Source organism: Dyella sp. NPDC103356 (assembly GCF_055584465.1).
Map to the genome: position 1 here is coordinate 373,065 of NZ_JBVJLZ010000004.1, position 14,315 is coordinate 387,379.

3 protein-coding genes are annotated in these 14,315 nt (G+C 63.0%); all 3 read right to left on the minus strand.

The features are described 5' to 3' along the window. Nucleotides 1-170: 170 nt before the first annotated feature. Nucleotides 171-1,877 (minus strand): ShlB/FhaC/HecB family hemolysin secretion/activation protein, encoded by a 1,707-nt coding sequence (locus ACZ6WW_RS11585; RefSeq protein ID WP_465274314.1) that lies wholly within the window; start codon nt 1,875-1,877, stop codon nt 171-173. A 65-nt stretch (nt 1,878-1,942) separates the two neighbouring features. Continuing rightward, nucleotides 1,943-10,918 (minus strand): YDG domain-containing protein, encoded by an 8,976-nt coding sequence (locus tag ACZ6WW_RS11590; protein ID WP_465274315.1) that lies wholly within the window; start codon nt 10,916-10,918, stop codon nt 1,943-1,945. Nucleotides 10,919-11,618: 700 nt separating this feature from the next. Continuing rightward, nucleotides 11,619-13,934, minus strand: coding sequence for a S53 family peptidase (locus tag ACZ6WW_RS11595; RefSeq protein ID WP_465274316.1), 2,316 nt, complete (start codon nt 13,932-13,934; stop codon nt 11,619-11,621). Between the last annotated feature and the right edge of the window lie 381 nt (nt 13,935-14,315).

A 14,315-nucleotide genomic window follows, 5' to 3' on the forward strand; every position in this document is an offset into this window, starting at 1 on the left:
CTTACGTTCAGCGTGCGAAAGGCGCTGGGCCCCGGCGTTCGCCGGGGCGACGATGAAGACGGAGGTCATTCGAGGCACTAAGGGGGCGGGTGTATCTACTTGCACACGGCATAAAAAAAGCCGGCAACTTTCGTTGCCGGCTCTCGATGTGCTGTGCTTCGCTAAGCGACTCAGTAGAACGCTTTCTGCACCTGCACCCAGAACCGCGTCTTGGTATCGGGATTGTTGCCCAGCAGCTCCGGCGTGTTGCCGATCGGCTTGGAGGCGCTGGCGTTGACGACCCAGTTGTCCGTGGCGGCCCAATGCAGGCCGATACCCGCGCTGCTGACGCGGCCGCTGTTGACGCCGTCGATGAACGGGTTCTTGTACACCTGCACGCGGCCGGTATCGGCAAACAAGGCAACCTGCCAACGGCCCGGCACCTGCGGTAGCGAAAAGTCGTGGCGGTATTCGACGGTGAACAGGTTGCCCTGCGAGCCGGCCAGCGCGCCGACGTCGTAACCACGTACGGTGTTCGGGCCGCCGAGATAGAACTGCTCGGAGGTATCGAGGTTCTTGTTCGACCACTGTGCGGTGTAGCCGAAGTAGAAGGCGTTGTTCGGGTCCAGCTGCTGCAGGCGCGAGATCGAGCCGCTGAACTTGGTGTACGTGCCGGCGGTGCGTGCGGTCAGTGCATCGATGAATTCGGACAGGAGATCGGTGTAGGTGATCTTGCCGTACGAACCGCTGATATTGAAGTTGGTGATACCGGTCGAGTCGCGCTGGTCGCCGGCCAGCGTCCCCACCCACACATTGGCGTGACGATCGGTATCGACGAACGCTGCCTCGATATCGTCCTTCAACAGCTTGTGATCGAACTCGATCTGACCATAAAGGTTGAAGGCGGTGTTGCGGACGAACGGTTGCGACAAGGTCAGGCTGCCGACCAGCGCCGAGCCATGCGCATCCAGCGGCTCCAGTCCGTTTTCCAGGTGATAGTGCAGCGTCGATACGGCGGCGCGCAGCGTGGTGCCCTGGCCATTGAGCAGATAACGGTAACCGGCCTGGAAATAGTTCATGCCGCCGCCGGACGTGAGCGCGCTGAAGTCGAGCAGGTCGCCCTGGTGCAGCAGGCCGTTGATATCGAAGTTGCCGCCCAGGCGTGCACGGCCGGTATAGCTATTGCCGAAATCGTCCAGGCCCACCGTGCCGGTATAACGCGGCGCGGAGGCGACATTGACCAGCAGGTCGGAGGTGCCGGGCTCGTCGCCAGGGCGCACCACCGAACCGGTCAGCGCACCCGGGATGTCCGACAACAACAGCAGGCTGCGCTCAAGCTGATAGTTGCTCACCGGCTGGCCGGGCTGCAGCGGCGACAAGGTCGCGTCGAGCGGGCCGTTGGATACGGCGCTGTCGTTCTGCAGTACGACCTTGCCATAGCGCGCTTCCACCACGGCGATGCGCACCGTGCCTTCGCGCAGCGTTTGCGCCGGCACATAGGCGCGGGTCAGCGGATAGCCGGCGTGCTGATAGGCGGTGCTGATCTTGTCGGCCAGGTCGTCGAGGTCGTTCAGGCTGAGCTGCTTGCCTTCGCCGCTGGCGACCAGCGCATGCAGCTGGTCGGTCGGCAGCAAGGTGTTACCGCTGATCTCGATCGAGCGCACCAGGAACGGCTGCGTATCCTGCGCACGCTGGCGCTGCGGACGCTGCATCTTCAGGTCCAGGTCCGATGACGGCGAGGTAATCGGCTGGGGCACTTGCTGCAACAGCTGACCGCTGCTCGGCAGCTGTGTCTGCGGCACGGCGACCTGCGCATGCACTGCGGTGCCCCACAAGCCGAGCGACAGCATGGAGCAGAGCAGGGTGAGGCGCGGTGCGGGTTTGGACTTCGGGTTCATAAGATTCGTTCTAAGGCTCAATGGATGCGAGGGGCGCTTGGCGCGGGACGTCATCGGTGAATGGCTCATGGCATCGCATTCACTGGCATCTGCACGCCGCCATCGACCACCTTGAGCGCGAGCCCGGAATGGAAGTCGGTGCGTGCACGGTTACGCTCGTTCGGACGGTGTTCTTTTTTCTGGTTGCCGGTGAACGAGCCCACGACGTCCTGATCGGCGACGCCGTAGGGCGTGGCGATCGCCGAAGGCCCAACCGCGCCTTGCAACTGTGCGAGCAGACCATCGTCGACACCGAAGGCGGAAGCCTGGGCACCGGTGATGTTTGCGGTCGTGGTCGTGGTCGGATCGACGACGACATAGTTGCCCGCATCCGCGCCCGAGCCGGCGATACCGGTGACCGTAACGGTCTTGCCGTTGCCCACGTTGGGATCGCTGAAGTTGGCACCGGTCCCGGCGAAACTCACCTGGTCGCCGCCCAGCACGCCGTCGCTGCTCAGCGTGACCGTGTCCTTCGTATTGCCGTCGAACATCTTGTTCGTGCCGGTCGCGGTAATGTTCACCGGGCGCGGCGTCACATCGGCGGTAAGGCCGGTCGGCTGGACCAGGATGTAGTTGCCCATATCGCCGCCGCTGATGGTCATCGCGGTGGTCACCGTCTTGTCGTTGCCGACATTCTTGGTGTCGAACAGGCCGGTCGCGGTATTGCCCAGCGTGACGTCATCGTTGCCGAACAGGCCCGACAGCATCGAACCGCTCAGCGCATCGGTACGGGTGCCGTCGTAAACGCGATTGGTCGTCTGCGTGCCGATCACGGTCAAGGTGGCCGGCGTGATCGTCAGCCAGTCGGTCCCGCCGGTGAGCGTGTAGTTGCTGCCCAGTGCCGAACCGTTGCCGGTCAGGGTGAAGCCGCCCAGGCCGCCATTGGCGAAGGCTTTCTGGGAGCCGACGTTCTTGTCCGACACCGTATCCGTGCCGGTCAACGTCAGCGTCTCGCCATTCACGCCGGTGAGCACGCCGTTGTTGCCGAACAGGTTGCCGGCGGCACCGGTGGTGCCGTCGTAAGTGCGCGTGCCGGTGAGGTCGAGCACGACCGGCGTGATGTTGGCGGTCGTCGTGGTGTTGGTTGTCAGGGTGTAGTTGCCGGCATCGCCACCGTTCAAGTTGCCGTTCACGTCGACGGTCTTGCCGTTGCCGGCGTTCTTGTCCTGGAAATTGCCGCTACTGACGATACCGACCTGGTCGCCCGCGATGACACCGTTGAGGCTGCCACTCACGCTGGCGTTGGTATTGCCGTCATACACCTTGTTGCCCGCGACGATCGTGCCGGTAATCGCCAGCGGAGTGATGTTGGCCGTGGTGGTGGTATCGGTGTTGAAGGTGTAATTGCCCGCATCGGTACCTGTGGCGGTGATGCCGTCGACCGTGACGGTCTTGCCGTTGGCTACGTTCTTGTCGCCGAAAGCCGCCGAGCCGGCGGTGAAGTCCACCGTGTCGCCGGCCAGCACGCCGCCGCTGCTCACCGTGGCGGTGGCCGCGGTGGTGCCGTCGTAGATTTTGTTGTTGGCGGTCGCGCCCACGGTGATCGCCAGCGGGGTGATGTTGGCGGTGGTGGTGGCGGTGTTGTTGAAGGTGTAGTTGCCCGCATCGGCGCCACCGGCAACGATGCCGTCGACCGTGACGGTCTTGCCGTTGGCCACGTTCTTGTCGCTGAAGGTGCCCGGATCGCCGCTGAAGTTCACCGTGTCGCCAGCCAGGATGCCCGTGCTGCCGAGCGACGCGATAACGGCCGCATTGTTGCCGTCGTAGACCTTGTTGTTGGCGGTAATGCCGACGGTGACCGCCAGTGGCGTGATGTCGGCCGTCGTGGTGGCGGTGTTGTTGAAGCTGTAGTTGCCTGCATCGGCGCCACTCGCTGTGATGCCATTGACGGTGACGGTCTTGCCGTTGGCCACGTTCTTGTCGCTGAACGTACCGGGGTCGCCGCTGAAGTCCACCGTGTCGCCGGCCAGGACGCCGGTGCTGTTCAGCGCGGTGACGGCCGCGTTGTTGCCGTCGTAGACCTTGTTGTTGGCGGAGGCGCCGACAAGGATCGTCAGCGGCGTGATGTTGGCGGTCGTGGTGGTATTGGAGGTGAAGGTGTAGTTGCCCGCATCGCCGCCATCGAGCGTGCCGGCGACCGTGACCGTCTTGCCGTTGGCCACATTCTTGTCGCCGAACTGGCCGCTGGTATCGAAGGTGACATTGTCGCCGGCCAGCACGCCGGTCAACGTACCGTGGGTGGTCGCGCCGAGACCGGCGTCGTACACCTTGTTGTCGGCGGTGATCACGCCGGTGATCGCCAACGGGGTGATATCGCCGGTGGTCGTGGTGGCGTTGTTGAAGCTGTAGTTGTTTGCATCGGCGCCGTTGGCGGTGATGCCGGTCACGGTGATGGTCTTGCCGTTGGCGACATTCTTGTCGCTATAGGTGGCGCTACCGTCGCTGAAGCCGATCGTGTCGCCGGCGAGGACGCCGCTGCCGGCCAGGGTCACGCCGGCCACGTTGTTGCCGTCGTAGACCTTGTTCGAACCGGTCGCGCCCACGGTGATCGCTAGCGGCGTGATATTCAGCGTCGACGTGCCGATCTCGTAGTTGCTCGAAAGCGAGCCGTTGCGACCGCCCAGCGTCATGTCGCCGGCACCGTCGAACACCTTGCCGTTGGCCACGTTCTTGTCGGCGACGTTGGAATTGCCGCTAAGAGTGAGCGTTTCGCCGTTGACACCGGTGAGCACGCCGCCTGCGCCGAACAGCGATGAGCTGACATCGGTCAGGCCGTCGTAGACGCGCGTGCCGCTCAAGTTGATGATGAACGGTGTGACGTTGGCGGTGGTGGTCGTGCTGGTGTTGAACGTGTAGTTGCTCGCGCCGGCGCTGCTGGTGCTGATACCGGTGACCGCCACCGTTTTGCCGTCCGCGACGTTGGCGTCGCCGAAATCCGAAGCGCCGGCGGTGAAGGTCAGGCTGTCGCCGCCGACCAGGCCATTGGCGGTCAAACTGACGTTATCGTGGGTCAAGCCGTTGTAGGCGCGATTGGTGCCAGTCGCGGTCACCGTGATCGCCAGCGGGGTGATGCTGGCCGTAGCGGTGCCGTGCACAAAGTTGTAATTGCCGGCATCGCCGCCTTGCACCGTAATGTCATCGGTAACGGTCTTGCCGTTGCCGACATTCTTGTCGCTGAAGTGGCCGTCGACCTGGTCGTTGAGCGTGACGTCATCGGTGCCCAGCACGCCATTGAGCGAGGAGACATGGATGGTGGCGTGGGTGGTGCCGTCGTAAACCCTGCTATCGGCGGTGAAGTCGGCATCGAGCTGTGCCTTGGTCACGGTCAGCTTGGCATCGTCCAGCACGTAGTTGCTGGACAGGCCACCGTTGGTACCGTCGCCCAGGCCCAGAGTGCCGAGAGCCACGGTCTTGTTGTTGCCCACGTTCTTGTCGGCAAGGCTGCCGGCACCGGTGACCACCAGGGTCTCGCCGGCGACGCCGGTGGCGAGCTGGCCGCCGCTCATGAACACCGCGGCATTGGCATCGGTCAGTGCGTCGTACACGCGCGAACCGGTCAGGTGGATTTCGCGCGGCGTGATGTTGGCCTGGGTCGCGGCCGAGGTGTTGTCCAGCACGTAGTTGCCCGCGTCGCCGCCGTTGGCGGTGATGCCGGTGACCGAGATACCGATGTTGTTGCCGACGTTCTTGCTGGCGAAGTTGGCGGCGCTGTCATTGAAGCTGATGTTGTCGCCGCCGACCACGCCAGCGCTACTGAGGTCGACCTGGGCCGTCGTCGTGCCGTCGTATTCCTTGTCGTGCCCGGTTGCACCGACCGTGAGGTGCTTCTGAGAAATGTCGGCCAGGGCCGTGCCCTGGGTGAACACGTAGTTGCCGGCATCGTTGCCGGAGATCGTCATGTTGCCGGTGACGGTCTTGTTGGTGCCGGCGTTCTTGTCGCTGAAGCTGCCGTTGCCGGTGTTGTTCAATGTCACCAGATCGCCGGCGACCAGGCCGCGATTGCCGTTGGCGGCTTCCAGCGCGGCACCTGTCAGTGTTGCGTTGGCATTGCCGTCGTAGGTCTTGTCGTCTGCGCCAAAGGTGGCGGTCAGCGCGCGCGGCGTGATCGTCACCCAGTCGATACCGCCGACCAGGGTGTAGTTCGAGGCCAGGGTGGTGCCGTTGTCGACCAGGGCCAGGCTACCGAAATCGGCAAAGGCTTTCTGATTGCCGACGTTCTTGTCCACCACGTTGGCCGAGCCGGTGAGCTTGATCACTTCGCCATCGACACCGGCAATGGTGCCGCCCGGCGCAAACAGCGAAGCATCGGCAGCGGCGGTACCGTCGTAGACGCGCGTGGCGGTCAGGTTGATGATCGCCTTGGTGATCGTGCCGGTGCCGGTGGCGGCGGTCGGCAGGATGTAGTTGGCCAGGTTGGTGCCCGCGCCTGCGACAAAGTCGGATACCACCAGGGTCGAATTGACCGTGATGCCGGTACCCGCGTTCTGGGTGATGTAGTTGGCGGTAGCCGACTGCGGCACGGTGGCGCCCTGGCCGGCGACGAAGCCGTCGAGCTCGTAGTTGGCCGCGGTCAGCGTGGTCGAGGTGCTGCCGTCGTAGGCCTTGGTCGGGTCGCCGATGATCGAGGCGGTAAGTGCACGCGGTGTGATGTTGATCGTGCTGCTTGCCGGCTGGCTCAGCGCGTAGTTGCCAGCCAGCGTGCCGGTCAGCGAGTAGCCGCCGAACAGCACCGAGAGATTGTTGCCGACATCGGCGGTGCGCGTATTGGCATCGGCATCGGCCGTGACCAGCTGCACCGATGCCGCGTCGCCACCGAGCAGGCCGTTGAGCGCGGCGGTGCCATGAATGCCGACACCCGTAGTGCCGTCGTAGACCTTGCTCGGATCGATGCTGATGCCCGAGACGGTCAACGGTGCCGGCGTGATGTTCGCAAACAGGTTGGCCGGCTGCTGCAGGTTGTAGTTGGCCGCCTCGCTACCCGAGAGCGAGAACGTGCCGGGCGTAACGGCAATACCGGTACCGGCGTTCGCGGTGGCGAAATGGCCGGTGTTCGCTGTATTGAGCGTGACATTGCCCACGTCTGCGGTGACCAGGCCTTGCATCTGCGCGCCGCCGACGTTGAGCGTGGCCGCGTCAGTGGTGTCGTAGACCTTGTTCTGCGCGCTCACGCCGGTGATGAACAGCGGTGCCTGCTGGATCGTGCCCATGCCCTGGGCCTGGGTCGGCAGGATGTAGTTGGAGAAATCCGTACCGGCGCCCGGCGTGAACGAAGTGGTGGCCAACAGCGCCACGATGTTCCAGTTGCCGGCGTTCTTGCTCGCGAAATCGACCTGCGCGGACGGCGTGATGGTGCCGCTTTCGCCGGCGACGAGGCCGTCCAGTTCGTAGTTGCCCGCGGCCAGCGAAATCTTGGTGGTACCGTCGTAGACCTTGGTCGGGTTGCCGATGATGCGCGCGGTCAGCACCGCCGGATTGATGATGCCGGTGCCGAAGGCCTGCGTCGGCAGGGTGTAGTCCTCGGGGTGGGCCGAGTTCACGCTCAGGTCGCCGTTGCCGAAGCTGGCGGTCAACGACTGCGTGCCGACGTTCTTCGAGCCGAAGATGCCGGTAAGGTTGGCAAAGTTCATCGACACCGTGTCGCCGTTCAACAGGCCGGTGAAGGAGAAATTGGCCGGCAGCAGGCTGATGGTGTTCAGCCCGTCATAGGTTTTCGATGCGCCGACCAGGCCGGCGATGATCAGCCCCGCAACCGGTACGGGCGTGATCTGGCCGGTACCGGCTGCCACGCTCGGAATCGAATAGTTGTTGAGATTGGTGCCGCCGTTGGCGACCAGGTTGGCCGCGCTGAGCAACGCGGTGACATTCCACTGTCCTACGTTGGGATCGGCATAGGTGCCGGCAGTCTGGTTGACCGTCGCGCCCTGGCCTTGCAGGAAACCGTTGATCTGGAAGTTGCCCGCGTTGAGCGTGGCGACATCGGTGCCGTCGTAGACCTTGGTCGGGTTGTTGATGATGCCGATCGTCAGCGGTGCCTGGGCGATCGTGCCGGTACCTGTCACCGTGGGGGTGAAGCTGTAGTTGGACATCGACGTGCCGCTGGCCGGGTGGAAGTCGGACGCTTCCAGCGTTGCGGTCAGGCCGATGTTGTTGCCGGCGTCGGGGCCGGCGTAGTTGGCTGTGGAAACCTGGTCCAGCGTCGCGCTCTGGCCACCCTGCCAGCCGACGATCTGCCAGTTGGCGGCCGTGGTATCGGCGGTGGTGGTGCCGTTGTAGGTCTTGGTCGGGTTGCCGATCAAGGTGATCGTCAACGGTGCCGGCGTGATATTGGCGAACAGCCCGGTAGGCTGCGTCAGCGTGTAATTGCCTGCGCCGCCGCCGGTCAGCCCGAAACCGCTGGCGCTGACCGCGATGCCGTTGCCGACATTGGGCGAGGCAAAGGTGCCGGTCGCGCCGCTGCTATCGAGGCTCACCGTGCCTGCGTCACCGGCTACCAGGCCCTGCAGCGCGGCAGTGCCGGCGTTCAGTGCATCGTTGGTGGTCGCGTCGTAGTTGCGATTGGTCCCGGTCACGCCGCTGATGGTCAGCGCCTTGGGCGTGATGTTCGCGGTCAGGGTGGTGGGCAGCACCAGGTTGTAGTCATTTGCCTTGGCGCCGCTTAACGAGAAACCCGTGAGCGTTACGGTCTGGTTGTTGCCTGCGTTGGCCGAGGCGAAGTTGCCCACGCCCTGCACCAGCGACACGTTGCCGGTGTCGCCGGCGATGATGCCGAACAGGTGCTGGTTGCTGATATCCAGGCCGGCGAGCGTGCTGCCGTCATAGACCTTGCTGTCGGCCAGGATGCCCGACAAGACCACGTTCGCCGGGTTGATCATGCCGGCGCCGGTCGCGACGGTCGGCAGGATGTAATTGGACAACTGCGTGCCGATGCCGGCGATGAAGTTGGTGTCCTTGAAGCCGGCGGTGATCAGCTCGGCGCCGGCTTCGGCGCTGGCATAGCCGACCGAGTTGGGCTGGTTGACGGTGATCGTCTGTCCACCGACCAGGCCGCTGATCACATAGTTACCGCTGCCCAGTGTGGCAGTGGTGGTGCCGTCGTAAGTCTTAGTCGGCGTGCCGACGATGCTGGCGGTCAGCTGCGCGGGCGTGATCTGGCCGACAGCCGCGGTGACCGGCGAGCTACCCAGCGTGTAGCCGAACACGGGGATGTTGCCGCTGCTGTCGGTGATGACGAAGTTGCCGATCGCACCGGGCGAGGTTACCGAAATGCCGCTGGCGACGTTGACCGACGCGTAGCTGCCGCCGCTGGCCGTGGCGATCTTGTCGCCATTGAGCAGGCCGCTGGTGACGAAGTTGCTGCCGTTGAAGCTGGCCGCGTTGGTGTTGTCGTAAACCTTGCTTACCGTGCCGGTCAGGCCGGTGACCTGCAGCGAAGCGGCGGTGCTGTAGATCAGGCCATTGCCGCTGCCTTGCAGCGTACCGCCCAGGCTGGTGCCGTACTGGATGAAGTTCGGCGTGATGCCACCAAGCACATTGCTGGCTGGGTTGGCGGTGAACAGGTTCCACTTGGCGCCCAGCGCGTTGGCGCCGGCGTTGTTGGTGAACTTGCCGGCATTGAGCGTGGCACCCGTGCCGGCCGACAGGCCGCCGGTATTGCCGACGCTCAGCGTGCCGGAGGTCGCGTTCATCACGATCCCGCCGCTGCCGTTGATGATCGCGTTGACATTGATGTCGTGGAACGCGTCCAGCTCCAGCGTGGCTGCGGCGTTGTTCCAGCTGATCGCCGCATTGACGTTGATATCGCCGTTACCCGACGACTGCACGCCGACGCCGCTGGCGCCGCCCGACGTCGTCTGCTCGACGACATTGGTGCCGCCGTTGAGCGTGCTGGAGATCGTGTTGGCCGCGTTGGTGTCGATGGTGAGATCGGTCGGGTCGACCAACCAGGTGCCTGCCTTGCCAGCTGCTGCGGAGGCGTTGATCTTCGCGTCGGTGGCCAGCTTGAAGTTGGCCGCGGAGGTTTCGATCTGGCCGCCGTTGCCGCCGTTCGGTGCGCTCGCATCGAGCGTGCCGCCGACATTGACCGTACCCGCTTCCATGCCGCCAAGCAGAGTGATCACGCCGTCATGGTTTTGGACGCTGCGCGCCTGCACGGTACCGGTGTTGTTGACCGCGCTGGCCAGCAGCGAGTCGCGTGCGCCGGCGGTCATCAGCACCTGGCCGCCATCGGCGACGATCAACTGGCGGTTCTCCGCAAGATTGTTCAGCGTGCTCTTGTCCACCGCCAGATGCAGCAAGTGGTTGTCGCTGAAGGTCAGCGTGACGGCACTGCCGCCGCCGAGCGCTACCGTACCGAGCTGTGCGCGGATCACACCCTGGTTCGATACCTGGTTACCGATCAGCGCGGCATAGCCGCCGTTGGCGGTGGTGATGCTGCCCTGGTTGATCACCTTGCCCTTGCCGTCGCCACTGAAGCGCACGGTGTTGGAGCCGAGCGTGCTGTCATCGAGATCCAGCGTCGAGGCAACGATGCCGCCCACGTTGACCTGCGCGCCCTGGCCGAACAGCACGCCGTTCGGATTGATCAGCCAGACCTGGCCGTTGGCATTCAAGTGGCCGAAGATCTCGCTCGCGGTATTGCCGAGAATGCGGTTGACCGCGATCGAGCTGGCGCCCGGCTGCAGGAAGTTCACCGTCTGGTCGGCGCCCACGTCGAAGCTCTGCCAGTTCAGCGACAGCACCTTGCTGTTCTGCTGAATGGTGGTGGTGTTGCCCGATTGCTGGATCTGGCCGGAGCCGGACACGATCTGGCCGCCGGTCGGCGCGTTGCCCGCGTGCGCCAGTCCCGTCATGCCCAGCGATGCCGACAGCAGCGACAGCATCATCACTCGATGTCCGACGACATTGCCGCGCGACATGCCGCCGCGCTTGCTCTGTGCCAGCTCCGAAGCGGGAACCCATTGGGAGAGCGAGCGGTTCCAGCACAGCCGATAGATGTGGTTCATGGCTCAACGCGTCCTGTTAATTTAAGTGCATACAAATGACGGGCGTACGCGCGCGCGCGACACCTTGGTCGTGTGGCCTGAGCAGATGAAAAACTTTCAGGGGAAAACGCGTCCGCGCGCTAATGCGCGCGGAAAACATCGAGCCGATGGTCGTTGTGACTTAAGGAATGCGCAGAAGCGACACACGCATTCCCCGTGCACGCCATGGCGTGCATGTTTTGAAACTCGTTTCGATGTTCGACTACTGCTGATACACGCCGTCGCGCGTCCCCTGAAAAGCCCCCTTCAAACCCCTAGCCTATAAAGCGCGCCGTCGAGGCGCTTGCCCTGTAGCAACGCTTGCCCTGTGTGTTGCTTGGCGAAAATGATACCTAGATCACGTGACAGGGAGGACTTTTACAAAAATTCTCTGTTTTTGGCCATTTGGCCCGATTTGTGCTTAGCGCGGCGTCAACGCAAATTTTTCATAGCTCGCGAACTTGGGTCGCATCCCTTTTCATCCGCTGGCAGCTCATGAAAACGATGTAACGCGAGGCCGGACAAGGCCTTTAAGCTGCGTGTGTTCTCCGGGCTGGTTTTGTTTTTTCTGATAATCGCGAACGAACGTTTTAACCAGCCATGCGCATCTCGCAATACGCGCAAACAAGAAACCCCTGGCAGGAATACTGCCAGGGGTCTTGAGCACGTTACCGACATTGACTTACTTGGGCGCGTTGACGAACTTCTTCCACGCAGCGAGCAGGTTCGAGCCGTTGACCGAGCCCAGGCCTGTCGCGAAGCTCCAGCCCGGCTGCGCGTTGTACGCCGCGGTGTTGGCGTTGTACTTCTTGGGATTGGTCGAGGTCAGGCCGATCTGGGTCGGGCCATAGAAACCCTCGAAGTTCTTCAGCGAACCGTAGAAGTAGCAGTCGTCGGTGACCTGATCGAATGCCTGGATCTGGATGCACTGGGTCGAGATGCCGCCGCGCGTGACGTTGTGGAACACGCACTTGCCCGTACCCTTGGTACCGTTGTCCGCACTGCACTTGGCCAGGGTGTCGGGTGAGGCGCCGGTCGGGCCGCCGTACTCCTGCGCGGCCAGCACATAGAGCGTCGGTGCGGCGTTGCCCTGGTTCGGTGACAGCCCCTTGTCCGACAGCCCCTGGTCGATCAATGCCTGGATACCCGCGAACATCGGCGAGGACAGCGAGGTGCCGCCTTCCAGATACACCGGCGAGGTGAAGTTCGGCACGCAGGGATACGCATCGGTACAGATGATCACCCAGGAATAGCCGCCATAGGAGCCGGCGAACAGGGAGACATCCGGTACGTCACGCGACTGATCCTTGGCCGCGCCTTTCACCAGCCGCTGCCAGACAGGCTTGGCATCGATCGATGAAGGACCACCGCTACCGGCCTCGGAAGTGGCATAGAGGCCTTCCGGATCGTAGGTCAGGTACTGCTTGCAGAAAGCCAGCCCGTTGGCGAGCCCCAGCGATTGCGCCGCAACGTCGTTGCCGCAGGATTCGTTCCACGGAATCTCCGGTACGTACGACTTGGCCGAGCCATAGTCGGCGGTAAAGGTGGAGTTGAAGTACTTCTTGGTGGTGCCATCGAGCACGTCGGCCGTGTCCGTGCCACCGACGACGGTGACATTGGGCGAGGTACCAAACGCGTTGGCATCGACGCCGACGCCATTGATGATGCTGCCGTTGAAGCTCGGATTGGAGCCCGAGTCGCCGCTGGAAACGAACACCGAGATACCTTCGGCATCCGCCTGTGCCCACATCAGATCGATCGCCGTCTTGCTGGCGGTGTCGGTGAAGCCTTCACCATAACCGTAGCTGGCGCTGATCACGTTGGGCCGTGAGGTGCCGTTGATCAGGTTGGTTGCCGCGGTGAATACGCCGCCGAAGAAGTTGCTGCTGTTGGAATCGTCGCAACTGGCCACCACGATGTTGGCGCCCGGTGCCATGGCGGTCGACCATTCCGCATCGAGCACGGTTTCGATGCCGTCTTCGCCCGGGAAGGCGATATTCGGATCGATGCAGTTGGTAAACCCGGTCGCCTGCGGCTGAACCTGCGCAAACGTGCCGCCGTAGCTGCCCAGCTGGAACTGCGAGACAAAGTTGTCCCAGTCGGTCGGCACCATCGATTCGTCTTCGACCAGCGCGATGGTGATGCCCTTGCCCGTGGTGCCGGCGGTGTGCAGCGTATCCACGCCGTACATCTTGGCCAGGTCCGACGGCGAGAAGCCGCGCGAACCATCGGTAAAGGTCACCGCATCCGGGCTGACTTGCGACTTGAGCTGCCTGCTGGCGGCTGTGGTGACCGGCTCCTTCACCTTGAACTTCTGCGACGACGCGTTGAACTGCGCCAGCTTCTCCTGCACGTGTTGTGCCTTGGGACGGATATCGTTAAGCCCGGCCACGCCCGTCACCACGTCTTTCAATGCCGTCGGCACGCTGATGTCGCCGCTATTGGCGATGTGGCTTTCGTTGTTGATCGTGTACCGGCTTTCCTGCGTATGGAAGGCGCGCTTGACCGCACCGGCCGTACCGTTGAAGTCGATCTGCATCTTGTTGGCGTAGACGCCGTTGACAGTGAAGCCCTGGCTGGTCAGCCAGGAGGTGATCGCGGCGATATCCGCATCGTTCGCACCGAAACGGCTGCCGAATTCCTGCGGCGTGATCCACTTATGAAACTTGTTGGAGGTCGGGTCGTGCTGCGCAGCAAGCAATGCATCGAGTGCGGCGGCGCGTTTCGCGCTGCGCTTGAGCACCAGCTGCATATGGTTCATCGGGGTGGAGTCGGCGACAGCCGCGGTCGGCTTCGCTGCGGCAATAAAGGCTAGATGCGAATTGGCCACGGCCGTGATGGCGCGGCTGTCTACGGTCTGCGTGACGCGTGCTGCTTCGGACGTATCGATATCGGCAAGCGCGGCGTTCTGCGATACCGAGGTCTGTGCCATACCGATCACCGGCAACGCGGCCAGGGCCGCAGCGATCGATACAGCTATCACAAGCTCGTTTCTCATGACTCACTCCTTGGAAATCCAATGAAAAAAGCGAGGCCCCCTGTGATGTTTGGTGTGACGCGATGTGCTTTCTAAGTCCACCTCCCAAGTGGCGCGAGATCGTGTGCGATGCTCGCCGGTCTTCCCCTATGCTTGCGCAAATTTGTCGATGCAAATTCGCGAACGCACCCTTGGCGCCCGAACATGAAGTCGGGGCAAATGATCATGCGCCGGTGTCAACGACGGCGTCTAGGGCTTTGGCAATTCGAATGCGCAATATAAGTGTTGCAATGTTGAAACAGTGCGCGAGCGTGTGAATTTAGACGGCTAAACGTTCACATTGCTTGATGCGTATTTTCTTGCTGTTTCGCCATTGCGATCGAAAGATAATTCGATTTCGGT